The sequence below is a fragment of the Gilliamella intestini genome (assembly GCF_900094935.1).
GTDB lineage: Bacteria > Pseudomonadota > Gammaproteobacteria > Enterobacterales > Orbaceae > Gilliamella > Gilliamella intestini.
The window spans coordinates 1-26258 of record NZ_FMBA01000021.1 but is presented as its reverse complement, the minus strand read 5'-3'; the positions used below and the strand labels follow the sequence as shown (position 1 = coordinate 26258).

The 26258-nt window shown below is 34.5% G+C and carries 21 protein-coding genes and 3 tRNA genes; 14 read left to right on the top strand and 10 right to left on the bottom strand.

What is annotated here, in order from left to right; translation table 11 throughout:
* Nucleotides 1-29: 29 nt before the first annotated feature.
* Nucleotides 30-425 (bottom strand): ribonuclease E inhibitor RraB, encoded by a 396-nt coding sequence (gene rraB / locus GA0061080_RS06950; RefSeq protein WP_091123166.1) that lies wholly within the window; start codon nt 423-425, stop codon nt 30-32.
* Between the two features lie 70 nt (nt 426-495).
* Here rraB and rnm point away from each other — a divergent pair, with 70 nt between their 5' ends.
* The 4 genes from rnm to GA0061080_RS06930 all read left to right on the top strand — a co-directional run bounded on the left by rnm (nt 496) and on the right by GA0061080_RS06930 (nt 4791).
* Nucleotides 496-1329, top strand: coding sequence for an RNase RNM (gene rnm, locus GA0061080_RS06945; protein WP_209435763.1), 834 nt, complete (start codon nt 496-498; stop codon nt 1327-1329).
* A gap of 109 nt (nt 1330-1438) precedes the next feature.
* Entirely contained in the window at nt 1439-2059 is a 621-nt protein-coding gene (locus tag GA0061080_RS06940; protein WP_091123161.1) for an L-threonylcarbamoyladenylate synthase, read from the top strand.
* Nucleotides 2060-2139: 80 nt separating this feature from the next.
* Nucleotides 2140-3150 (top strand): 23S rRNA pseudouridine(2605) synthase RluB, encoded by a 1011-nt coding sequence (gene rluB / locus GA0061080_RS06935; protein WP_091123157.1) that lies wholly within the window; start codon nt 2140-2142, stop codon nt 3148-3150.
* Between the two features lie 270 nt (nt 3151-3420).
* On the top strand, nt 3421-4791 hold the full coding sequence (locus GA0061080_RS06930) for a hypothetical protein (RefSeq protein ID WP_091123154.1): 1371 nt from the start codon (nt 3421-3423) through the stop codon (nt 4789-4791).
* Between the two features lie 170 nt (nt 4792-4961).
* Here GA0061080_RS06930 and kptA read toward each other — a convergent pair whose 3' ends face one another.
* Together kptA and GA0061080_RS06920 are read right to left on the bottom strand one after the other, a co-directional pair.
* Nucleotides 4962-5507 carry an RNA 2'-phosphotransferase gene (gene kptA, locus GA0061080_RS06925; protein ID WP_091123150.1) on the bottom strand — a complete coding sequence of 182 codons (546 nt, stop codon included), beginning with the start codon at nt 5505-5507 and terminating at the stop codon, nt 4962-4964.
* Between the two features lie 221 nt (nt 5508-5728).
* Nucleotides 5729-6745: an amidohydrolase family protein gene (locus GA0061080_RS06920; RefSeq protein WP_209435762.1), complete on the bottom strand. Its 1017-nt coding sequence runs from the start codon at nt 6743-6745 to the stop codon at nt 5729-5731.
* A 458-nt stretch (nt 6746-7203) separates the two neighbouring features.
* Here GA0061080_RS06920 and GA0061080_RS06915 point away from each other — a divergent pair, with 458 nt between their 5' ends.
* A complete protein-coding gene (locus GA0061080_RS06915) occupies nt 7204-7389 on the top strand; it encodes a putative quinol monooxygenase (protein WP_091123147.1) in 186 nt (61 codons plus the stop codon).
* A 152-nt stretch (nt 7390-7541) separates the two neighbouring features.
* On the opposite strand, the gene pbpC is transcribed toward GA0061080_RS06915, so the two are convergent.
* Both pbpC and argS read right to left on the bottom strand, forming a co-directional pair.
* Entirely contained in the window at nt 7542-9881 is a 2340-nt protein-coding gene (pbpC, locus tag GA0061080_RS06910) for a penicillin-binding protein 1C (protein WP_091123144.1), read from the bottom strand.
* A gap of 70 nt (nt 9882-9951) precedes the next feature.
* Complete coding sequence (gene argS, locus GA0061080_RS06905; protein WP_091123141.1) at nt 9952-11685, bottom strand: arginine--tRNA ligase; 1734 nt, start codon at nt 11683-11685, stop codon at nt 9952-9954.
* Nucleotides 11686-11886: 201 nt separating this feature from the next.
* Here argS and zntB point away from each other — a divergent pair, with 201 nt between their 5' ends.
* From zntB to mgtA, 3 genes are all read left to right on the top strand, one after another.
* Nucleotides 11887-12888, top strand: coding sequence for a zinc transporter ZntB (zntB, locus tag GA0061080_RS06900; RefSeq protein ID WP_167349198.1), 1002 nt, complete (start codon nt 11887-11889; stop codon nt 12886-12888).
* 73 nt (nt 12889-12961) lie between these two features.
* On the top strand, nt 12962-14854 hold the full coding sequence (locus GA0061080_RS06895; RefSeq protein ID WP_091123133.1) for a DNA topoisomerase III: 1893 nt from the start codon (nt 12962-12964) through the stop codon (nt 14852-14854).
* Between the two features lie 862 nt (nt 14855-15716).
* Nucleotides 15717-18425, top strand: a complete 2709-nt coding sequence (gene mgtA / locus GA0061080_RS06890) for a magnesium-translocating P-type ATPase (protein ID WP_091123130.1) — start codon at nt 15717-15719, stop codon at nt 18423-18425.
* Nucleotides 18426-18762: 337 nt separating this feature from the next.
* Here mgtA and GA0061080_RS06885 read toward each other — a convergent pair whose 3' ends face one another.
* Nucleotides 18763-18993, bottom strand: coding sequence for an HP1242/YdcH family protein (locus GA0061080_RS06885; RefSeq protein WP_091123127.1), 231 nt, complete (start codon nt 18991-18993; stop codon nt 18763-18765).
* 207 nt (nt 18994-19200) lie between these two features.
* On the opposite strand from GA0061080_RS06885, the gene GA0061080_RS06880 reads away from it, so the two are divergent.
* A complete protein-coding gene (locus GA0061080_RS06880) occupies nt 19201-20721 on the top strand; it encodes a helicase HerA-like C-terminal domain-containing protein (RefSeq protein ID WP_091123120.1) in 1521 nt (506 codons plus the stop codon).
* Between the two features lie 49 nt (nt 20722-20770).
* Complete coding sequence (locus GA0061080_RS06875; protein WP_091123116.1) at nt 20771-21844, top strand: AI-2E family transporter; 1074 nt, start codon at nt 20771-20773, stop codon at nt 21842-21844.
* Nucleotides 21845-21882: 38 nt separating this feature from the next.
* Here GA0061080_RS06875 and bcp read toward each other — a convergent pair whose 3' ends face one another.
* Complete coding sequence (gene bcp, locus GA0061080_RS06870) at nt 21883-22359, bottom strand: thioredoxin-dependent thiol peroxidase (protein WP_091123113.1); 477 nt, start codon at nt 22357-22359, stop codon at nt 21883-21885.
* 61 nt (nt 22360-22420) lie between these two features.
* On the bottom strand, nt 22421-23713 hold the full coding sequence (gene hemL, locus GA0061080_RS06865; protein ID WP_091123109.1) for a glutamate-1-semialdehyde 2,1-aminomutase: 1293 nt from the start codon (nt 23711-23713) through the stop codon (nt 22421-22423).
* Between the two features lie 158 nt (nt 23714-23871).
* Between hemL and erpA the strand changes: the two genes are divergently transcribed.
* The 3 genes from erpA (at nt 23872) to GA0061080_RS06850 (ending at nt 24604) form a co-directional block, all read left to right on the top strand.
* Nucleotides 23872-24210, top strand: coding sequence for an iron-sulfur cluster insertion protein ErpA (erpA, locus tag GA0061080_RS06860; protein ID WP_034914816.1), 339 nt, complete (start codon nt 23872-23874; stop codon nt 24208-24210).
* Between the two features lie 212 nt (nt 24211-24422).
* Nucleotides 24423-24510 (top strand) — tRNA-Leu (locus tag GA0061080_RS06855).
* An 18-nt stretch (nt 24511-24528) separates the two neighbouring features.
* A tRNA-Gly gene (locus tag GA0061080_RS06850) sits at nt 24529-24604 on the top strand.
* 655 nt (nt 24605-25259) lie between these two features.
* Here GA0061080_RS06850 and GA0061080_RS06845 read toward each other — a convergent pair.
* A complete protein-coding gene (locus tag GA0061080_RS06845; RefSeq protein ID WP_065636658.1) occupies nt 25260-25451 on the bottom strand; it encodes a thermostable hemolysin delta-VPH in 192 nt (63 codons plus the stop codon).
* 90 nt (nt 25452-25541) lie between these two features.
* Nucleotides 25542-25615 (bottom strand) — tRNA-Cys (locus GA0061080_RS06840).
* A gap of 383 nt (nt 25616-25998) precedes the next feature.
* On the opposite strand from GA0061080_RS06840, the gene GA0061080_RS06835 reads away from it, so the two are divergent.
* A partial coding sequence (locus GA0061080_RS06835) for a transposase (RefSeq protein WP_141683106.1) occupies nt 25999-26258 on the top strand: 260 nt, incomplete at its 3' end.

Genomic DNA, 26258 nt, shown 5'->3' with positions numbered 1-26258 from the left:
TAAAGCCTAAGAAAGGGAATTGATGATATTTAATGAAGCGTTTTCATTAGCTCAGTTTCATCAAAATTGTCATCATTCCCATCTTCAAAATAAGTGCCCCAACCATCATAAGTGACGCCAAATTGGGTAGTAAGTGTGATGATTTCTGCAATTTGTGCATTTATTAGTTCGGCATTGAGTGGGCTTTCGGTAACAATATCAAAAGCGATAACAACATTGCCAGCATCGTCAATATCTTCATCGGGATCGGTTGCTTCATAACCCAATTTATAGGCTTCTACTGCTACTTTTTCTAATTTATCAAAATCTTGTGATGAAATGTGATGCTCAATGATATAAAGTGCATGAGGATCGCTACCATCTTCTAATAGTTCCTCAATAATCGCGCTAGTATCTTGTTGAGCAAGGCGAATTTGATCTTTCATAATATACCTTTTAGTGGTCATGCAAATTGTGTGGTATATTACACGTTTCAAAATAATTTTCGAGAAAAAAATGATCGTTGATTTACATTCACATACTACAGCATCGGATGGTCTCTTAACACCTAGCGCTCTTGTCAAAAGAGCTGTAGATAACCAAATTGCTATTTTGGCTATTACCGACCATGACACCGTTAAAGGTTTACCTGAAGCTCAAAAAACGATTATTACCGAAAATTTACCTATTAAATTAGCTTGTGGTGTTGAAATATCAACTTCTTGGAAAAACAACGAAATCCATGTTGTTGGGTTAAATATGGATATTGCACATCCTGAGTTAACGACACTGCTATCATCACAAGAACAAGGAAGAATCGATCGAGCGTTGGCTATAAGCCATAAATTAACTAAAGTTAGTATTGAAAACGCTTATCAACAAGCACAACAATTTGCAAAAGGAGACATTGTTTCGCGTGCCCATTTTGCAAGATTTTTAGTTGCTAACGGCTATGTTAAAGACGTTAAACGTGCGTTTAAAACTTACTTAGGCAAAGGTGGTTATGCTTATGTACCTGCAACATGGTGTAGTATTTTAGATGCGGTTAGTGCCATTCATGCTGCAGGAGGGCAAGCAGTACTTGCGCATCCAAGTCGCTATGATCTAACTTTAACTAAATTGAAATTATTAATAAGTGAGTTTAAAGCTAGTGGTGGTGATGCAATTGAAGTTTCACAAAGTAGGCAAACGCAAGATGATTTACAAAAATTAGCTAGATTAGCCAATGAATTTGAACTATTGGCATCACAAGGATCGGATTTTCATGGTGTTGACACCTATTTAGATTTAGGTAAAACAACCCCATTGCCTGGTAGTGTTACACCAATTTGGCATAATTGGAAACTCTAAATAAATCTGGATTAAAATCCATTTATATTCGTGCTTCACTATAAGGTTAACGATATAAAATTTAATCATGTAAATCAGATTAACAATAATATTGATATAGAAGAAAATTATGAGTCAAACTTTTTATATTCATCCTGATAATCCGCAAACTCGATTATTAAATCAAGTTGTCAACATATTAAATGATGGTGGTGTTATCGCTTTTCCGACTGATTCAGGATATTCATTGGGTTGTTTACTAGACAATAAATCGGGTGTTGATCGAATTTGTCAAATTCGTCAACTTGATAAAAATCACAATTTTACCTTGATGTGCCGTGATCTTTCTGAACTATCTAGTTATGCTTTTGTAGATAACATAACTTTTCGGTTACTAAAAAATAATACCCCAGGTAAATATGTTTTTATTTTACAGGCAAGTAAAGAAGTACCCCGTCGATTGATGAATGAAAAACGCAAAACAATTGGACTAAGAATTCCTGATAATAAAATTGATTTAGCGTTGCTCGAATTATTAGGACAGCCATTAATGACTGCGACATTAATTTTACCTAATGATGACCAAGCGCAATCCGATCCCGACGAAATAGAAGATAAAATAGGTCATCAACTTGATGCGATTTTGCACGGTGGTTATATAGGTCAACAACCTACTAGTGTAATTGACTTGACTAATGACTATCCAACAATTATTCGTAAAGGAAGTGGAGACACTAAGCCATTCGAATAAATGTTCATTTTTTATTGTCAATATATCGACAATATAGTTAATAGAAAATTGATACCTGAGAAGGTAACAGCGAGGATTTTATGAAAAATAGTAAATCAGCATTCCCACAACTTGGCAAAAAGACAAATAGCGTTAAAGCAAAAATAAAGCAACCCTACGAAAAACCAAAAACCTCAAGCTTACCAGCTGTTACACGTAAAAAATCAACGCATGATAATACTGAAAAACTCCAAAAAGTATTAGCTAATTTAGGTAATGGATCGCGCCGAGAAATTGAAGCAATGATTGCAGACGGTAAAATCAGTGTAGATGGTAAAATTGCTTCATTAGGCGATCGGGTTGATGTTAATGCCAATCCGAAAATTCGTATCAATGGATATCTGATTCAACTTAGAAGCAAAGAAAAAGAAGTTTGCCGAGTACTCGTTTATTACAAACCAGAAGGCGAAATTTGTTCACGCAATGATCCGCAAGGACGGGCAACTGTTTTTGAACGTTTACCTAGATTAAAAAATGCACGTTGGATTAATATCGGTCGGCTTGATATTAATACTTCGGGTTTATTATTATTTACAACCGATGGTGAACTAGCTAATCGCCTAATGCATCCACGGCACGAGATTGAGCGTGAATATGCAGTGCGAGTATTTGGGAAAGTCACTGATCAACAAATTTTTCAGCTACGTAAAGGAGTACAACTAGAAGATGGTCCCGCCTCATTTCAATCAATAAAAGCACAAGGGGGTGACGGAATTAATCAGTGGTTTAATGTGGTGATAACTGAAGGTCGTAACCGAGAAGTACGCCGCATGTGGGAAGCGGTAGACGTGCAGGTTAGTCGATTATTACGAATCCGCTATGGCGATATATCGTTACCAAAAGGATTATCACGCGGAACTTGGCTTGAGTTAGATATTGAATCGGTCAATTATCTACGCCAAATCGTAGGTATGCAACAGCAAGAAAAAAGCTTTGTCAAAAACTCATCCGACAAACGGTTGCAGCGCCCTAAACGAGCTAAACTAGCCAATTTATCAAAAGCCCAACGTTCACCGCGTCAAGCCACAGCCAAAAAAACAACCAGAAAATAGCATTTTCTACTCTCAATAAAATGGACCTTATTGAGAGTTTTTCGCACCATTATCTAATCTTCTATTATTTCCATAATAATCTATTAATTTTGATTTAATTGTTATTTAGCAAAAAAAGTTAATGAATTATCTAAAGTTTTTTATAAGCTAATCTGTAATCATTATTGGCTAATTTAATTAGTTACAACTAATAAAATAGTTTTATTTGCAATGAATTGGTAATTTAGTTAAAACCTACTAAAAGGAAATATTATGAGGATAGCCATAACAATGTTATTTATTTTTCTTTTAACAGCTTGCCATGTTCGTACCGCTGAACAGGCCTATAAAGAAGGAAAATATTTAGAAAGTATAAGTTTATTAACAAATAGTATTGAAGAAAAAGGCGAAGCAAAATTTGATAAAGATAAAGCTGAAAAATTAAGAACGATGGTCAGTAATATTATGGCTCATTACGAAACTAATTTAGCTAACACCCCAAGCAACGATTACAAAAATCGTATTGATATTTATCAATGCCTACTTAAGATGAAAATGATGTTAAGAGATCGTTTTTATAGCCAAACGGTCAGTTTTTTCAATGATAAATACGATATCACAAAGCTAGAACAAATCATTGCTAAACAATATTATGATTATGGTAACTCTATAACAGGCAAAGATAGCCAAAGCTATCAACAAAAAGCAGAATTATATCAAAAAGGTTTAGAACTATATAATTACAAAAACATTGAAGCGCTATACAAAAATGCTAACACCAAATATATGCAACTTGCCGCTAAAGAGTATTATGATCAAGGAAAAATATTAGAAAAGCAAGGTGACTATAAAGCGGCATCGGACGCATTTAATAATGCCTCGGCTGTATATAAACCGCTTGGCAAGTACAAAGATAGCGACAAACTTTCTATTGATAATGATAGAAAATATTCTCAACAACAAGCCGAAATCGCTTACAATCAAGCTCAACAACTAGCAAAAGCAGCAACTCACCGTTATCAATTCCGAGAAGTAGCTCAATACTATGCATCAGCAGCTTCGGCTTATCGACAATATGGATATTTTCGTGATGCAACTTCACAAGCAGAAAATTACAAGAAAAAAGGGAAAATAAAAGTTTATTATAATTCTTTAGAATTAAAATCTTATGTACTAGATATATTAAGTAAAGACTTTATAGAATTTATTATTTATGAACCTAGTCAAGCGGATGTCACAATCCGTGTCAAAACAAATGTTGAATTTTCTGATCTGGGGCAATCGGTTAACAATGAAACCAAAACCGAAAAAGTATTTGATAAATATGTTGAAATTACTGACGAAAACGGCAATAAAAATCAAATCAAGACCTATAAAGATCAACCATTTAATTTACAAACGGTGACTCACAGCAATAAACTTACCTTGACGACTGAAATTGAGGCTCATGGCATCTATAGTTACAGTAAATCATTTAATATTGTTAAAACATCTGCAAAGCATGATTATATCTATTCTGGCAATGTACCAGCAAATTTGCGTAATTACAGCGAAGGAACATTACAAAGTAAAGATAGCTTACTTCAAGCGGCAAAAGAACAGCAATTAACAGAGTTAAAAGTATATCTAGAAGATATGGTTCGAGATCTTTCATATTTATAATTGCTATAAATGCCATAACTCAAACTTAATTGAATAAAAACGACTTACTCATTGATGCTCATTTTAGTAAATGAGTGTTCAATGAGTAAACTGAATGTTATCTTTTATTTATTTGCAGGTTTGCTTTAATTCGTTAAATATTAACAAGTTCAGTCTGGATTAAATCATATTTAGTCAAAGATTAAAAAAGTATTTGGGACAGTACCAGTTAGCCAAACACCGTTATCGGCTAAATAAAATTTGAAGCCTTGTTGATACATTAGTAATGATTTTACTTTTAATACAATTGGTTTACCGTGTCGTTTTCCTACGGTATTTGCGGTTTGTTCATCAATCGATAAATGAACATAATGGCGATCGCTGGCAATTAATCCTTTTTCTTTAATTGAATCAATAAAACGTGTTGCGGTGCCGTGATATAGAAATTTGGGGGGAACTTGTTCTATATGATTAATTTTTACTTGTTGTGTTGAGTGACCTTGCGCGGCTCGTATTTTTAAACCATCATCTGAAATAGTAAAACGCTTTTTATCACTTGTTTTGATAACTTCTTCTATCAATTCCCTAGTCATAGATTCGCCATGTTGATTAGCTTGTAAGATCAGTTTATTAATATCGACCCATCCCTCAATATTTAAGGTTATACCAATGGCTTCTGGTTGATGTCTTAATACATAACTTAAAAACTTGCTTTTTTTATCTAATTGTTTTTTCATGTTTTTTATCACCAAACGGTATAGACTCCTGAATATTTTTTACAAAATATAACCTAAAAATGAACAGTCGAATAAATAGCAATAGTGATGGCATAGCTTACGTAAAAATTACGCAGTTTGTTTTCGTGTTCTAATCCTACTTTACTTGTATTATAGATAATTCCCTACTTTTGGGGCTTTACTATTTTAAGGAGGGAATTACAAGCTGATTCTACCCCAAATCAATCAATACCTAGCACCATTCGCCCATTTTTAGTTGCCACATTAACCACATTATCCAAATCAGTGTAACGGCATCCTGTTACTAACAATTTAAGTTCTTCCCACATATTACCCGTTGAAAATGGTAACATATAATCACTAACATTATCTGTGCCAATAGCAACAGGAATACCCGCAGCCGCCAGTTCATCAACAGGGGTTAATGAGTTACGAGTAGGGCCTTGTTCTTCACGGCGAGGGCTATCGATCCAAGCAAAAGGACAAGCAATAACCATCATTTTGGCTTCTTTCATTTTTTTGTAGAGTTTTTGGCGATATTCTAAACTATGCGCAGTGATAGAAATGCTATGGATGGCAACAACTCGCCCGTGCATACCATGCTCAAGAGTTTTGTCGGTAAGTTGTTCTGTTTCGATTTCATCTTGTGAGTTAAATTGGTCAACATGTACATGCACCATTTTGCCCAATGACTTACCTGTTTGCATTAACACATCAAGATGTTTAAGTCCCATACCTTCACCATGATCACGCTCATCACGACGTGGTAAACCACCAATAATATCAACTAAATCAGCCCCTTTATCAAACCAATAACGTGCTTCTTTATCAATAACACCTTTTAGTGTTTGATTAACTAATTTTATGGTGATGTCATTTTTATAAGTTTCTCGTGCTCTTAAGGCACCTTTAATTGCCCGCTCTTCTGCAATTGGGTCAATATCAACAAATGATCCCATGGCACTTACGCCTTGCTCAATCATACGTTCAACCGCCATACTAAAATGACGATAGTAATCATCTTCGCTCATTGATGCTTTGACTTTATCTAATGTATCCCATTTTTCAATTAAAGTTTGTTTTTGATAGACATCAAAACTATCAACCGAAATAGTAAAAGCACGATCAGCATGCATATGTGCATTAACCCATCCGCCATTTTGCTTAATATTATTCATTAAATAGGCTTTTAAACTTTGGTCTCTTGTGGTTAATAACATGTTTTTATGTTCAATCATAATATGCCTCTACAATTCAATCATTTTTAATGAAGTTGATAAAATCAGGCGCAATAGGCAAAAAAAATCCCCCAAAAAGGAGGATAAAATGGAGTCAATAATATTAATGATTAAGATTACTGAGTTACAATTGATCATTGCGCTTACACCGTATCGATAAAAAACTGCAGAAATTCTAACCAAAATATTTTTAATATCAAGTACTATAATTTATAAAATATATAAATAAATGAAATAGTTAAAGTATTATTTTTTAGATTTCTTACTTCAAAAAATAGTTTTTAATAAAGTTAATTACCAATAAAATAAGAAATAAAATCATAACTATTTATTTAATAATAATAATTCGTTGTCACAAAAATGAGATTATTAATCTTAAATACTGTTTTTGGATATTATCAGGAGCAAGCGTATACTACACTAATAACTATATTTTGAAATATAGGTAGGCTACTAACATGAGTCAATTAAATATTATTGCCACAATTACTGTTAAACCAGAATTCTATGATGCATTTCAACCAATATTTAAACGGCTAGTTGCAGGTAGTCGAGCTGAAGCTGGTTGTCTACGCTATGAACTAAATCAAAGTATAGATAATTCAAATATCTTCATAGTGATCGAAACATGGGTATCACAGTAGGCAATTGATTTTCACAATACAACGCCACATTTTGTTGAATTTGCCAACTTTGCTAAAGATCATACTGATAGATTAGAGATAAATATTGCCAAACAAGTAATATGACTTAAAGGATGATGGTAGTTAACATTTGGGGTTAACTACCATATTAATTAATCAAACAGTTCGATTTTTATATTCCGTGAATCACTTCGTCCCATATCGTCAAGCACTAAAATTTTAAAAGTTCCACTTTGTGTTGGGATCCAGCTAAGTGCCTTGCGTGGATCGGTTTGCCCAATAAAATTGTTATTAACAAACCAATAAAGTGATTTAACATCACCATCACTATTAGCAGTAAAACTAATTTGTTCATTTTTTTGTTTAGTGGTTCTAAATTGATAAACCACATTTTTAAGAGGCGAAGTTATTTTTGGCGGTTCGCCTAAAAAATTTTGTGATGAACCACAATGTTTTGTTGATGGTGGCGCTTTTTTAGGAATTCCCGCTTTAGCAAAAACAGCGGCTAAATCTGATGGCCAATATTCAAAAACAGCTAAGTGAGAGGTTGTTAAATCATAAGGAGGACAAACAGCTTTACCTGTTTGATTGTCGACCATAACGGGTCTAAAAATGGTATCGGGATTAATTGGTGATACCCCCGGAATAAACCACGTTTTACCTTTTGCCTTGCACCATTGAGTCAGTAGATTGCCACTGGTTAGACAAATATCAATACGCTTTAAATTTGGCGGTAATGGGCGATTAGGCTCACGCAAGTTAGGATAATAAGCTTTAATACTTTCAACGATATTAAAAAAGAGCGGTGTGGCGGCATCGACGCCTACAAAGGCATTATTACCACTACCATCAAAGTTACCAAGCCAAACTACCATTGCATAGTTACCAAAAGTTCCTGCTGTCCAAGCATCACGAAATCCCCATGATGTACCTGTCTTCCAAGCAACTGGCACCACCTTTTTTTGCATTTTGCTAAGTACATCTTGTGGGCGGGTATTTTGTTTCAACATATCAATAGTCATAAATGCTGTTTGTGGACTTAACAGCTTTTGTGGTTCAGGCTGCTCGGTTGTTTCAATAAATTGCAATGGCTGCCAACGGCCTTCGTTGGCTAGCATGGCATATAACCCGACTAACTCTTGTGCAGTGACTTCACCACCTCCTAACACTAAAGATAAACCATAATGCGACTCATCGGCGAGTTTTTGGATGTGGGCATTGACCAAAAATTGATAAAAAGAAGGATTATGTAATTTAGAGGCAACCGCTACAGCAGGAATATTACGGCTATGAATTAATGCATCGGTTGCCGAAATAGGACCACGAAAGTTACGATCAAAGTTTTCTGGCGTGTATGAACCAAAATCAGTTGCTACATCTTTTAAAATTGTACGAGGATGTAAAACACCTTGGTCAATACCAAGCGCATAAATAAACGGTTTAAGTGTAGATCCAGGTGAACGTTTAGCGAGTGTACCATTAACTTGACCTTGAATAGAATTGTCAAAATAATTAGCCGAGCCAATCAGCGCCTTAACCTTCATTGTTTGGGTATCAACCAAAATTACCGACGCATTATTAATACCTTTTATACGATTTCGCTCAATAAACAAATTAACTTGCCGACTGATGATTTTTTGCAGATTATTATCTAACGTAGTTTTAATTTCTTGAGCATCGCTATGCTGTTGTTGAATGATTTGATTAATAAAATGCGGTGCACCAAAAGGCATTCGTTCTGGTTGACGCAAAACCAGCTTTTGCGAAAAAAGAGCGGCAATATTGCTATCAACAAAATATTTTTCTTGCCAACGCTCAAATAATTGGTTTCTTGCTTTAACTAACGCTTTGCCAGCAAATCCTGTTTTTCGATCAACTCGATATGTTGGTGATTGAGGTAATACCACCAAAGTTAACGCCTCAGGCAAATTAACTTGTGAAGGTGGTTTATTAAAATAGATAAATGACGCTGCGCCAACACTTTCAATATTGCGACCAAAAGGGGCATAATTTAAATACGCTTCTAAAATATCATGTTTAGAATACATCAACTCTAACTGTATAGCCCTAGCAATTTGATGCAACTTCCCACCAATGGTTTTAGTATTTAACCGCCAATGCATTCGCGCTAGCTGCATGGTAATTGTTGAAGCACCTTGACGATTTCCACCACCAAGATAGGTTGCTCCAAAAGCCCTAATTAGACTAAATGGATTAAAGCCAATATGATAATAAAACCACTGATCTTCGTGTAACAACAAACCATTAACAATATCAGGTGAAATATCTTCCAAAGGCGTCCATAAACGATAACGCTCATCATTGGCTAATGTCATTCGAATTAGCTGGTTATTATTATCATAATAGCGCTTTGAAAAAGTGAGTGATTCAGAAAGAGGGGCATGTGGTAACAAACGAATAACAAAGATCGTAATAAATAATAGCAACAAAGCCATTAACTTATTTTGATGACGAACAATAAACCTAAACATATTTAGTCAAAATTTTAAAAAGCATGTATTAAAAAACACCACCAATGCATTTATATTGGTGGTGGTCAAATTACATTTTGTCAACACTCTTAATGCCTAGCATCTCAAGACCCGTTTTAAGTGTTTTAGCTGTTAAAGAAGCTAATTTTAAGCGACTTTGTTTCAGGTTTTCGTTTTCTGCTGCTAAAATAGGGCAGTTTTCATAAAAACTTGAAAACAGCGTTGCAATTTCATAAAGATAAGCACAAAGCACATGCGGTGTACCTTCGCTTGCCACGATTGAAATAGTCTCATCAAATTGAATTAAACGAGTTGCTAAAGCACGCTCTTTATCAGATTCCAAATTAATATTAGCTGTTAAGCTCTTTTCGGAAATATTGGACTTTTTAAAAATTGATAACACACGGGTATAAGCATATTGCAAATAAGGTGCGGTATTGCCTTCAAATGACAACATATTATCCCAATCAAAAACATAATCAGTAGTACGGTTTTTTGAAAGATCGGCATATTTAACTGCACCAATAGCCACCGCATCGACAATTTTTGCAAGCTCACTTTCAGAAAGATCAGGATTTTTGCTACGAATTAACGTTGTTGCACGCTCACATGCTTCATCTAGCAAATCATTTAATTTAACAGTATCGCCAGAACGGGTTTTAAACGGCTTCCCATCTTTGCCGAGCATCATACCGAACATATGGTGCTCAAGTTTTAACGATTCTGGCACATACTTAGCTTTATGTACAATAGCCCAAACTTGCTCTAAATGCTGATGTTGACGGGAATCGGTATAATAAAGGATACGATCGGCATGTAACGTTTGGTAACGATATTTTGCACAAGCAATATCAGTTGTTGCATAAAGGTAACCACCATCACTTTTTTGGATGATAACACCCATCGGTTCGCCTTCTTTGTTTTTATACTCATCAAGAAAAACAACAATTGCCCCTTCACTTTCAACCGCAAGCCCTTTCTGTTTTAAATCGGCAACAATATTAGGTAGCATGCTGTTATAAATGCTTTCACCCATAGTGTCTTCAAGCGATAACGTAACATTTAAACGTTTATAAGTGGCAATATTTTGCGTCATGGTAATATCAACTAGTTTACGCCACATATCACGACAATATTCATCGCCACCTTGTAATTTCACTACATAATTACGAGCTTTTTCGGCAAAAATTTCGTCTTCGTCATAATGTTTTTTAGCGGCGCGATAGAATGATTCTAAATCTGAAAGATCCATATCATTGGCATGTTCATTTTGCATCTTTTCAAGATACGCAATTAACATTCCAAATTGAGTTCCCCAATCACCAACATGATTAGCACGAATAACATTATGCCCTAAAAAAGATAAAACACGAACACTAGCATCACCAATAATAGTTGAACGCAAGTGTCCAACATGCATCTCTTTGGCGACATTAGGCGCCGAATAATCAACCACAATAGTTTGCGGTTTGGCGGGTAAAGTAATATTAAGCTTATCACTACTTAAAGCAACTTCATTTTGCTCAGCAATCCAGCTATTTTTCAAAAAGATGTTAATAAAACCAGGACCTGCAATTTCAACTTTTTCAGCGATATCATCAACATCAAGATGCTGTAAAACCGTCTGAGCAAGTTCTCGAGGAGGCATCCCCATTTTTTTAGCAACAGACATAATGCCATTAGCTTGATAATCACCGAATTGTACTTTAGCTGATTGCTTAATTAAAGCGTCGCAGTTCTTATCTGCACCTGCCATAATCATAGCTTGCGAAACACGTTGCGTTAATAATTGTTGAATATTCACACTAAACCTAACCGATTATAATAAAATGCCCAATATAATACCGACAAAGTAATGAATTGTCACTGCCCGTATAATAGAGAAGCTTTTCTTTATAAAAAAATGGTAAGCAATATCTAATATTTTGGCAAGGATCATTAGTAGCTCCATTTTAATCTAAATTCAGTATATAATTTAAAAAAATCGTAACAAATGGGGCTGATAATGACGAATCAAAATAGTGAAAGTATTATTTCTGTTTCTCATCTTTTAGAGGCTAACCCAGCTTTTTGCTGTCAGTTAGATGGTAAAGGTAAAGCTATACCGCTTAATGAACATAGTGTGCCTTCTGTTTCGCAACCATTTTGGATTCATTTAGACTTTGCTAAACAAGAAACTGTTAATTGGATAAATACCACAAACCTAGTTCCTGATTTAATTAAAAATGAGTTGGTAAAACCTAAGCAAATATCCAAAGAGATTCGTTTTGAGTCGGGTGTTTTAGTCGTGCTAAAAGGTGTTAATTTTATTCCCAATGAACTCCCTGATCCTATTGTTACCTTTCGTTTTTATATAACTGATAACATGATTATTTCAACACGGCATCAACAAATTTCGGCTATTGCGGAATTAAAAGATCATCTAGAAAAGGGAATTGGTCCTGTAGATGTTGCTGATTGGTTGATTCAAATGTCTGATTTAATTAGTGATCAAGTTAATTTGTCTTTTGATAGTGTTCACAATAAAATCATCAAGTTAGAGGAATCTGTTTTAAACCAACGTATTTTTTCTTATAAAGAGATCGGTCGCGTTCGTAAACAGTTGATCGTCTTACGCCGATTGTTATCACCACAACGCGATATTTTTGTAAAGATTTCGACTGAAAGAATATCGTGGATTGACGATAACGATCGTCAACGCTTGCATGACATTTCTTATCAACAAAATCATTATGTATCAGATATCGATAGCTGTTTGTTGCGGTTAGCTTCTATTATGGAGCAGATTAATAGCTTTTTGGCCGAATCAACCAATAAACGAATTTACTTAATGTCGCTATTTACCATTATTTTTACACCCATTACGTTTTTAACCAGTTTGCTTGGTGTCAATTTAGCGGGTATTCCTTTTAGTAGCGAAGGTTGGTCTTTTGTTGGATTGATAATACTGCTTGTTATTATTTGTGTTATTTCGGTTATTTGGCTTAAATATAAAAAATGGTGGTAATTAAACTAATCTTTTTTGTAAAAAACGAATAACCGTTTATAATTTTTGGTATTTTTTATGAATAATTGTTGTTATGCGATCTAATCAGCCCTATCGTTTATTTATTGCTGAAAAACCCAGTTTAGCTCGGGCTATTGCTGATGTATTACCTAAGCCTCATCAAAAAGGTAATGGTTTTATTAAAGCAAGTAATGGTGATGTGGTTAGTTGGTGTATTGGGCACTTGCTTGAGCAAGCCACGCCAGAAGTTTATGATTCTCGATATAAAAAGTGGGCAATTAACGATTTACCCATCGTGCCTGAACAGTGGATATTAACGCCCAAAAACACGACACAAAAACAGTTTAATATTTTGGTGAATTTGATTAAATCGGCCGATCAAATTGTGCATGCAGGTGACCCAGATAGAGAAGGGCAGTTGTTGGTTGATGAAGTCTTAAATTATTGCCAATTACCGCCAAGTAAACGCAAATCAATAAAGCGCTGTTTGATCAGTGATTTAAATGCCAACGCTGTTGAAAAATCATTGCAACAATTACGCAACAATCAAGATTTTATTCCTTTATCAACCTCGGCATTAGCAAGAGCTCGAGCTGATTGGCTATATGGAATTAATATGAGTCGTCTTTGTACCATTGTAGGTCAAAAAAACGGTTATCGAGGTGTTTTATCAATTGGGCGAGTACAAACCCCTATTTTAGGGTTAGTGGTTAGACGAGATTTAGAGATAGCGCAATTTGTACCTAAACCATTTTATGAAGTTTTTGCAGTGTTACAAACCAAACATAATGAAATATTTAAAGCTAAATGGCAACCGAGCGAAGCCTGTGCGCCTTATCAGGATGAAGAAGGGCGTGTTTTAGTTAAAAAATTGGCTGAGAATGTTTGTCAGCGCATTAATAATCAACTTGGAACTATCGATAAAGTCAGCAATAAAAAGAAAGAACTTGCACCGCCAATGCCATTTAATTTATCGGCATTGCAAATTGAGATGGCGAAAAAAAGTGGGCTGAGTGCTCAAGATGTGCTTGATGTTTGTCAATCGTTATATGAAAAACACAAATTAATTACCTATCCAAGATCAGACTGTCGCTTTTTGCCAGAAGAGCATTTAAAACAGATTACGGGTGTAAAATCCGCCATTGAAAATAACTGCCCAGAACTGCAAACCGCAATTAACAATGCTGATTATACTTTACGCACTAAAGTGTGGAATGACAAAAAAGTAGAGGCGCACCATGCTATTATTCCAACCTTGCGTAAAGTGAAAATGGATAACCTATCAGTTAACGAAAAAGCCGTTTATCAAGCTGTTGCAACGCAATATTTAGCTCAATTTTATCCAGCATATAAATATGCTGAATTGCAAATTGATGTTGATATTAAAGGTGGAACATTTATTTCTAAAGCTAACCAAATGCTTAATGAAGGTTGGAAGGTTTTATTTAGAACTAAAAACTATCAATCTCAAACCGATATTGATGAAAATGAAAGTAATGGTTTATTAACAAAATTAGTTAAAAAGGGCGAAACAGTACAATGTATTGATACTGAACTGCTTAGCAAAGAAACCCAAGCGCCAAGGCCATTTACCGATGCAACATTGTTGTCGGCAATGACGGGGATTGCCCGATTTGTTAAAGATCCTGAAATTAAAAAAATACTACGTGAAACCGATGGTTTAGGCACAGAAGCAACAAGGGCTGGTATTATTGAGTTGTTGTTTAAACGTCAGTTCTTGACTCGCCAAGGTAAAGCAATTCGCTCAACCGAGGTGGGTAAAAATCTGATTTTATCACTACCTGATATAATGTCGATGCCTGATATGACAGCCCATTGGGAATTACAATTGGACGAAATTAGCAAAAAAGCATTTTCGTACCAACAATTTATGCAACAACTTAATTCATCATTGTTAGATCTTGTTAATCAGCTAAAAAATGCAAAGCTAAACATTCGTGGCTAATGGTTAAATTCAAACAGATTAATGTGTGATGAACATATTATGAAAATGTTTTTATACTGAAACGTATAGTTTCCTGAAACTTTTTGAAAAAATTTTTACAAAAAGTTAATTGTTTTTTTGCTTAAATAGACTAAACAAGGCAACTTATCGCATTATATAATTAGCTTAATGACAATAGGTTGTGCTCAACATTAAATTATTGTCTATTTATTGAATGCAAACTAATCGATCATGAAGATAAAAATAACGATAAGTACTTTTTTCAATAATTATTACTTTTTTAGTCTGTATAGATTGACTTTTATTTCTTAAAAGCGTATAAAATGCGCGCCTTTTGAGCTTTTTCCCTTTTTTAGTTATTATAAAAGCTAAAAATGAGGGTGAAGAAAAGTTGAAATACAAAGTGTAGAGTTCAATTTACAGGAGAAATATGGACACTCAATCGGGTCACCCCAAAATGCGGGGAGATAAATTTAAACACATCATTATCGGTTAATGAACCTGTCTAAATCATCATTTTTTCAGTTCACAAACCGAAATTGATAAAACGGTAACGGTGAACGATATGCATTTTTTTACACGCTATCACACAAATTCAAAACATCAATGCGCGCAAAGCTTAATGGTGCGTGTTTTACATCTTTCAGAAAAACATTTAGAACCACCGAGTTGTATCTAAATTCTTAATTAATTCTGTTTGCTAATTAAATTTAATGCTAAGCCCAAGCTAGACAAAATAGCTTTATAGGCTAATTTTGCTATGCATTAAATTTTAGCTAATCACAAAATTTAATGACTTATCGTTATTTGGTAACAATGAGTTGGCATGCCTTTGCCAAAATTATGAATATAGGTACTAAAGATGACAAAAAATGTATCAAAAAATAAAGCACAAAATAGTGCAGAGATCAAAGCTATCAACGAAGCACAAAGTAGCCTTGATAGTATTTTATCTAAATTTCAATCTAGTCTTTCGGGTTTAACGCAAGATAGTGCAAAATCACGAATTGAACAATATGGTAAAAATGAAGTTGCCCGCGAAAAGGCACCATCAATTTTAGTGCAATTATTAATGGCATTTAATAATCCATTTATATTTGTATTATTAGCGTTAGCCATTGTTAGTTTTGTGACCGATTTTTGGTTACCTTTGCAAAATGGTGAAGAGACCGATTTAACTGGGATTATTATTATCTTAACCATGGTATCACTCAGTGGATTATTACGTTTTTGGCAGGAGTTTAGATCAAACAAAGCGGCCGAAGCGCTAAAATCAATGATTCGCACAACCGCAACCGTATTGCGTCGTGCGCATAAAGACATGAACCCCGAACGCATTGAAATTCCATTAAGTGAAATCGTTCCGGGGGATATTGTTTATTTATCAGCAGGCGACATGATCCCAGCGGATATCCGATTGATTGAATCTAGAGACTTATTTGTTAGTCAAGCGGTACTCACTGGTGAATCAATTCCAGTTGAAAAATACGACACTTTGGGTGCTGTAACGCAAAAAACGACTGATAATATTGAACAATCAGATATTACCAAAGATAATGTTCTTGATGTCAATAATATCTGTTTTATGGGCACCAATGTGGTTAGTGGTACAGCTACAGCCATTGTAGTTGCCACAGGTGCGGATACGCATTTTGGCTCGTTGGCAAAGTCAATCGTTGGTTCACGCGCTGAAACTTCATTTGATCGTGGTGTTAATAGCGTAAGTTGGTTGCTTATTCGCTTTATGCTTATTATGGTGCCAATTGTCTTTTTTATTAACGGTTTTTCAAAAAATGATTGGGGTGATGCTGCACTCTTTGCATTAGCTGTAGCGGTTGGTTTAACACCAGAAATGTTACCAATGATTGTAAGCGCCAATTTAGCCAAAGGTGCCGTTGGTATGGCAAAGCGAAAAGTGGTTGTTAAACGACTTAATGCTATCCAAAATTTTGGGGCAATGGACATCTTATGTACCGATAAAACTGGCACCTTAACGCAAGATAAAATCATTTTAGAACATCACCTTGATATCAATGGTCAGGTCGATTCATCTGTTTTAGAGCTAGCTTGGCTTAACAGCTATTATCAAAGCGGTATGAAAAATCTGATGGATAAAGCGATTATCCGTTTTGCAGAAGAAAAGACCCGTATGAAAAAGGTAGGGGCTAGCTTATACAAAAAAATTGACGAATTACCGTTCGATTTTGTACGTCGTCGTTTATCGGTAGTGGTTCAAAATGGCGGTGATAACCATTTGATGATTTGCAAAGGTGCTGTTGAGGAAATGTTATCTATTGCAAGTCATGTTTATGAAAATGGTGAATATTTACCATTAGATGACAAACGCAAACAAGCATTAATTGCTTTAGCACATGATTATAACAAAGATGGCTTTAGAGTATTAGCAGTTGGTATAAAAGACATTCCCGCTAGCGAAACAAAAGCACAATACACCGTGCAAGACGAAACAGCCTTGGCGATTCGTGGCTTTTTAACCTTTTTAGATCCACCAAAAGAAAGTGCGTTCGAAGCCATTTCAGCATTAAATGAACACGGCGTAGGGGTTAAAGTTTTAACAGGTGATAACGAAATTATCACTATCAAAGTGTGTCGAGAAGTTGGCTTAGAGCCAGGTACACCATTACTCGGTACTGAAATTGAAAAAATGGATGATGCCGAACTTAAAATACAAATCGAACAACGTACTATTTTTGCTAAATTAACACCATTACAAAAATCACGAATTATTCGATTATTACAGAATAATGGTCATACTGTGGGCTTTTTAGGTGATGGTATAAACGATGCGCCAGCACTTCGTGATGCAGACGTTGGAATATCAGTTGATACTGCAACTGATATCGCTAAAGAATCAGCCGATATTATTTTGCTTGAAAAGAGCTTAATGGTATTAGAGGAAGGTGTAATATGTGGACGTGAAACCTTTGGTAATATCATGAAATACTTAAATATGACGGCAAGTTCAAATTTCGGTAATATTTTTTCAGTATTGGTTGCTAGTGCATTTCTACCATTTTTACCTATGCTAGCGATACATTTACTCATTCAAAATTTACTGTATGATATTTCACAACTCTCATTACCATGGGACAGAATGGATGATGAGTTTTTACAAAAACCACGCAAATGGGATGCGCTAAATATTAAGCGATTTATGATTTGGATTGGACCAACATCATCTATTTTTGACATATCAACGTATGCATTAATGTGGTTTGTTTTCAGTGCTAATAGTATTGAAATGCAATCGTTATTCCATTCAGGATGGTTTATTGAAGGGTTACTATCACAAACGTTAGTGGTGCACATGCTTAGAACACAAAAAGTCCCATTTGTGCAAAGCACTGCGGCATTTCCTGTTATTGTGATGACCTTGTTAATTATGGCTGTGGGTATTTATATTCCTTTTTCTCCACTTGGTGGATTAATTGGATTAGAACCATTACCGTGGTCATACTTTCCATGGCTTTTAGCAACCTTATTTAGTTATTGCTGTGTTGCCCAATTAATGAAACGGATTTATATTAAACGCTTCGGACAATGGTTTTAATGCACCAATAACAACTGATTACCAATAACCGCTAAGCGATATCAATGTCGCTTAGCTATTCTAAAATTTATATAGTAAAAGTAATTAAAAATTAATTTATTAACCATATAATTATAACAAAAGGAAATAATCTATGAAAAAACCACATAAAAATTTAATTATGCTACTCAAAAGCCGAAAACAAAGAAAAGCACAAGCGCAGCTAAATAATTAAAATCCAAATGGTTAGTATAAACAGTTAGGTTTAAAGATAATAAAAAACCCCAGTTATTGGGGTTTTTTATTTGTATTTCTTATAATAAATCAATTAATTAAAATTTTTGCAAATGATACTTGGCTATATGTTCTCTATTGTATCAGATGCTTTTTTCAAAATTTCATAAATTTCGTCTTTAAGTTTTAGTTTTTGTTTTTTTAACGCCTCTATCGTTTCGGTTGTGTTGACAATAATGCCAGATTCAATGTTTTTGATTTTTTGATCGAGTTCATTATGTTGATCAAACAATTTTTGAAAACGTAAATCGGTATTTTTTAATTTAGAAATGATTTCTCGATATTCTGGAAACATAAAGCCTCCTTATTTTGGCTAGATGGAATAATAACAATAGCGACTATTGCTAATTCAGAATACAATATTATTAACTCTTTTCATAGAGAAATTATTTTTATAAATAGGCTGTTTTATAAATAAACTGTTTTTATAACAAAATTGTTCTTGTGATAGATTCAACCTTATAACAATATTTTTTAACACAAATTAATAAGGGGTAACCCCATGAGTGAATCAATTGTAATTGCCAAAAGCCAAGGTAAAGATTTATCTATTATAGCGGCACTAGCTAATCGTCATGGTTTAATTACTGGCGCAACAGGTACAGGTAAAACAGTCACACTACAAAAAATGGCCGAAGGTTTTTCGAAAATTGGTGTGCCCGTTTTTCTTGCCGATGTAAAAGGCGATCTGACTGGTATCGGAGAGAAGGGTATATTATCTGAAAAGTTACAAGCTCGCTTAGCTAGCATAGAAGTAAATGATTGGCAGTCCGATTCATCACCGATTGAGTTGTGGGATGTTTTTGCTGAAAAAGGAATACCCGTTCGCAGTACAGTGTCGGACATAGGACCGATTTTACTTAGTCGATTACTTGATTTAAATAATGTTCAATCAGGTGTATTACAGTTGATATTTAAAATCGCTGATGATAACAATTTATTATTAATTGACTTTAAAGATCTTCGAGCATTAATTCAATTTGTTGGTGATAACGCTAAAAAATTTACCGCACAATATGGAAACATTTCGTTATCGTCAATTGGTGCAATCCAACGTGGATTGTTAACTCTAGAACAACAAGGTGCCGAATTTTTTCTTGGTGAACCAATGCTTAACATTCAAGATTTAATACAAGTTAATTCTGAAGGTTACGGTATAATTAACATCTTATCGGCCGAAAAGTTATATAACTCGCCAAAATTATATTCAGTCTTTTTATTGTGGCTATTGTCAGAACTTTTTGAGCATTTGCCAGAAGTCGGCGATCTTGATAAGCCTAAACTTGTTTTCTTTTTTGACGAAGCTCATCTTCTTTTTAACGATATTTCCCCCGCATTATTACAAAAAATAGAACAAGTAGTGCGCTTAATTCGCTCTAAAGGTGTGGGCGTTTATTTTGCTTCTCAAAATCCGACTGATATCCCAGATACGATCTTAGGGCAATTAGGTAATCGTGTACAACACGCTTTGCGTGCATTTACACCTAAAGACCAAAAAGCAGTAAAAACAGCCGCTCAAACTATGCGAGCCAATCCAAGTTTTGACACTGAAAAAGCGATTATGGAACTTGGCGTCGGTGAAGCGCTTATTTCGTTTCTAGACGAAAAAGGCCGTCCAAACATGGTTGAGCGTGGTTATATTATTGCACCAAGTTCAAAAATGGGTGCAATGTCGCCAGATAACCAAGCATCAATTATTCATCAATCTCGTTTTTATCATAAATATGCACAAACTTTAGATAGGCAATCGGCTTATGAAGTATTAAAAGCTGGGTTTTCGTTAAATAATATACCTAATCAAGATAACAATAGTAGTGATGACAAAAGTGATGATACTAATAATAAACAAAATAATGGCGGATTGCTAAATTTTTTAAGCACACTCCTTTTTGGTTCTAAAGGACCAAAAGGTGGGCAACATGATGGCATAACCCAACAAATTGCCAAAAGCGCAACAAGACAAGTTGTTAATCAAATTGGCAAACAGATCACTCGTGGTATATTGGGTGGTTTTAAAAAATAATTAATTAGAGTTTATTACTCTCAAAAGTTAGTAAAGTAGGAGTATTTTAATGTTAAAAATGTTTATTGAATGGTATAAAAAACGCTTTAGCGATCCGCATGTTGTTTCGTTAATGGTTGTAATTATTAGTCTATTTATCATCATCTATTTTTTCAATAAAATTCTGCTACCTGTTTTAATCGCGATTGTACTTTCTTATTTGCTTGATAGGCCAGTCAACTTTTTACACAAAAAAAATATTCCAAGAACGCTTGCTGTGGTAATGGTATTACTGCTTTTTTTGATGATTGTATTAATTGGATTTATGATCTTATTACCATTAATTTGGCAGCAAAGCATTAGCTTAATCACCAATATTCCAAACATGCTAAATTTTGCTAACAATTTTTTAACCACTTTGCCTCAGCACTATCCAGAATTGATCGATGTACGCTTATTTGACTCAATAATCCAAGGTATTACTAACAAAGCTGTACAAACAGGTAACTCATTATTGCAATTTTCAATTGTCTCTTTATTAGGGTTAGTTTCAGTTGCAATTAATGCAGTCTTAGTACCCATCATGATGTTCTTTTTATTAAAAGATAAAGCTAAAATATGGGGGTATTGTTCAAAAATTTTACCTAAAAATCGTACAATTTTAAACAAAGTTGCTGCTGAAATGGATATGCAAATATCCAATTATATAGTAGGCAATGTACTACATATAATTATTTTATCCATTTGTGTCTATATTCCTTTTTGGTACTTTGGTTTAGATTATGGACTTTTATTAGCCGTGCTTGTAGGATTATCTGTATTAGTGCCTTACGTTGGTATTATTATTTCAAGTATTCCGGTTGTATTAATTGCGCTATTTCAATGGGGATTAAGCGCACAATTTGGTTATTTGTTGTTTTTCTATGTATTAATACAAGCATTAGATGGTAATTTATTGGTACCTTGCTTATTTTCTGAAAAACTTAATTTACATCCATTAGTAATTATTTTAGCGGTGATTGTATTTGGTGGTTTATGGGGATTTTGGGGAATATTTTTTGCAATACCTTTGGCTACATTGGTTAAAGCAATCATAAATGCATGGCCAAAGCCAGATGAATTAAATAACGTAAATGGTGAATAAAAGCAGATTAATGGTTAATCTGCTTTTATTCAAAGTAATTACTTAGGGTGGTTTTTAAGATAATCTAAAACCACCTCATGATGGTTAGCAGTTTTAAAATCATCAAATACTTTTTCGATCTTCCCGTCTTTGCCAATTAAAAAGCTAATACGGTGAATACCATCATAGGTTTTGCCCATAAACTCTTTTTCACCCCAAGTACCAAATGCTTGAGCAACTTCATGATTTTCGTCAGAAAGCAATGTAAAATTTAACAGCTCTTTTTCGGTAAATCGAGATAACTTTTCTGGTTTATCGGTACTAATTCCAAGTATCGCTACATTATATTTTTTAAAGTCATCAGCACAATCACGCAAATTACATGCTTGCACAGTGCAACCAGGCGTCATCGCTTTTGGGTAAAAATAAATTAAAACACGGTGACCTTTAAAGTCCTTCAAGCTTACTAGCTCCCCATCTTGGTCTGGCAACGAAAACTGAGGTGCTTTTTCACCTTCTTTAAGTGGATTAACCATATGATTATTACCTATTTTAATAGTTTAATTTTTAATTGGAAATATAAAAAGTGCCATACATCTAAACTAAGTTATTAAAAAAACGACTTGCTGCATCAATGGTATGATTGATCTCTTTGTCTGTGTGCTTAAGTGACATGAAACCAGCTTCGAAAGCTGACGGTGCAAAATAAACACCTTCATTTAGCATATGATGATAGAATTTCTTGAATAATTCAATATTACACTGCATCACATCTTGATAACTGGTTATTTCAGAAGCAGTTGTAAAGAATAATCCAAACATCGCACCTACATAATTCACCACTAATGGCACATTATACTTTTTTGCTACCGCTAATAAACCATCGGCAAGTGCTGCAGTTTTATTTTCTAGCTCCTGATATATACCGACTTCCATCAACTTCGTTAACGTTGCATATCCTGCTGCCATTGCTACAGGATTACCTGAAAGGGTCCCTGCTTGGTATATTGGACCAGTTGGTGCTAATTGCATCATAATATCCGCACGACCTCCAAATGCCCCAACAGGCATACCGCCACCAATAATCTTGCCTAAACAAGTTAAATCGGGCACTACATTATAATAACCTTGAGCACCACTAAGTGCGACTCTAAAACCTGTCATCACTTCATCAATAATTAATAACGCACCATACTGATTACAAAGTTCACGCAATCCTTGTAAAAACGCTTTTTTGGCCGGTACACAGTTCATATTGCCGGCGACAGGTTCAATAATAATGGCAGCGATATCGTTAGGATATTGCTCAAATTGTTTTTTGACCGATTCTAAATTGTTATAATCACAAACTAAGGTATGTTTAACAAAATCATCAGGTACACCCGGTGACGTTGGGTGTCCAAAAGTAAGAGCACCAGACCCCGCTTTAACTAACAAATAATCAGCATGACCGTGATAACAGCCTTCAAATTTAATAATCTTATCACGTCCAGTAAAACCACGTGCAACACGTATGGCGCTCATAGTAGCCTCGGTTCCCGAATTTACCATTCTCACCATTTCAATAGAAGGCATTAATTGCGTCACTAAATTGGCAACTTTGGTTTCAATTTCGGTTGGAGCTCCATAACTTAAACCATTACGCACCGCATTAATTACCGCATTGGCAACATCGGGATCGTTATGCCCAAGGATCATCGGCCCCCAAGAACCGACATAATCAATATAAGCTTTATTATCCACATCATAAATATATGCACCGTTTGCGCGCTCAATAAATAAAGGTATGCCACCCACACCATTAAAAGCACGAACAGGAGAATTAACGCCACCAGGCATAACGGATAAGGCTTGATTATAAAGCGTTTCTGATTTGAAAGTATTTAGCATAATTGAGATAATCTCTCTAAAAAATTTTGTTGTATTTATTCATAAAATCAAAACAAATTCAAGCTAGCTAACAAAATTTATTTGATAGAAGTTTTCTATTTTGTATTTTCATTTAGCAAAGGTATATAATATTAAGATAAATATATTAGGAGAAGAATATGAGCGATGCCTTACCAATTAACTTTACTGATGCAGCCGCTAATAAAGTCAAGTCACTTGTCACTGAAGAAGAAAACCCAAACCTTAAATTAAGAGTTTACATTACAGGTGGGGGATGTAGCGGATTTCAGTACGGTTTTACCTTTGATGAAAAAGTAAACGAAGACGACCTTGCTATCGAAAAAAACGGTGTATCACTGGTTATTGACCCAATGAGTTTGCAGTATCTTGTTGGCGGTACCATCGATTATGTCGAAGGTCTACAAGGCTCTCGCTTTGTGGTTGATAATCCCAATGCAACAACAACGTGTGGTTGTGGTTCATCTTTTAGTGTTTAAGTCATATTTAAGTTTTTAAAATACCGATAACGTTATGGGAAAAGTAACAGACCGTAACTTTAATATTCATAGATAGATTAATAAAAGTCATAAAAAAGTGACAAACATTGAGCAGTTAAACAATAATTTTTAATTTTTAGTTGACGGAAAAATTAAGATGGGTAAAATGCACAGCATTCAAAACACAATTACCTTTAGGTAATAAGTTTTGAGCCCGGGTGGTGAAATCGGTAGACACAAGGGATTTAAAATCCCTCGGCCTTTTTGGCCGTGCGAGTTCAAGTCTCGCCCCGGGCACCACTAACAAACAACTCTCATGCGGGAATAGCTCAGTTGGTAGAGCACGACCTTGCCAAGGTCGGGGTCGCGAGTTCGAACCTCGTTTCCCGCTCCAAATTTTATAACTTAACAAAATTTCTTAACGCATATGTAAATATTGAAAATAACTGATAAATAAACTTTTGTTTTCTATGCGTTGAATCACTAAATATTGGCTTGTTTATGCCACATCTTAATTAAAGTTTCATATTACATTTTTATTTTCTTAAACTTCAAACGGTATAGACTCCTGAATATTTTTTACAAAAATTTAATCATAAAAAATGAATAGTCGAGTAAATACCCGATAGTGATTACATAGCTGTACTACTTTAAGGGGTAGTAACACTATCTGAACATATCTAAATTTATTACAATCGTCTACGACGTCATTCAGCCAATGGTTGGGTATTGCAAAGAATATGAACAACAATATTATCAAAACCATAAAATGATAAAGATGATTGCTATCTAATATTTTGGAAAGGATGAAAGTTTTTTTAAAATTAACTCAAAAATCTACCTCATTTTTAAAATTTTAATTTTTGATAAGATAACTTACGGTATCGATCATCAAATAAAAGGCTTGATAAGGTGTATTTACAGGCCAAAGAATAGGGTTTAAGGAAAAGCAAAATAAAGCACAAAACATTCATTTTAATTGTAGTGGCTCGTATTATTGTAAACATTGTAGCTGTTTCCTACCTCTAAACCCTCCATTAATATAAAAATTAATATTTATTATTCAGCAATAATAAGTATTCATTCCATTTATATTCTCTAATTGGCATCGGATTGCTGTCTTTAAAATATAAAACTAAAGCTGGTTTAATACCATTCCAATTATCTACAAACTCATATCTAATAAGATAACCATCCTTAATTAATCTTTTTGCTTTTGCATGATAATTAAAGTAACTCATAGTAAGCTCTGATAGGTTAAGTTTATAAAATTGGAAAAAATGATTATAACTAAAATAATAAATAAAAATAATAATTAATTTTATAAGGAATGGAGGCGCGTCCCGGAGTCGAACCGAGGTAGACGGATTTGCAATCCGCAGCATGGCCACTCTGCCAACGCGCCCTAAAGGTCTATCTAGATAGGCTGCAAATATTAGCATTGGCCTGATTAGCCGTCAAGATTAAATAGGTTATAATTACATCAATCACTTCATTTTTATTCTAATTTCTAATATTGTTTAGAAAAATGCCGAGCTGTAACCAATCATAGTTAAAATAATCATCTAAAATCATAAAGTGTTTTTTAAGAAATTGCTTAATGTTTTGTTTTTTATTTTCAGGTATTTGTTAATTATGCAATATCTTAATTAAAAGCAAGCATCATTCTTTTTATTTTTTAATCTCCAGACGGTATAGAATCCTGAATATTTTTGGATTGGCTACACTAAATCATACAACTTTTTTAAGGGGTGAGGTAAACTTATCACAACTAAAAAAGGAACAAATATGAATAAGATTAAACGCAAAAGACGAACATTCACAGATGATTTTAAACACCAAATGGTTAGTCTTTATCAACATGGTAAATCACGTAGTGAAATCGTTGCAGAATATGATTTGACACCATCAGCATTGGACCGTTGGATAACGCAATCAAGCCAAAGCGGCTCATTTAAAACAAAAGATAATCGCAGTCCACAAGAGCAAGAGCTAATCGCGTTGCGCAAAGAGCTTAAACAACTCCGTATGGAAAACGATATTCTAAA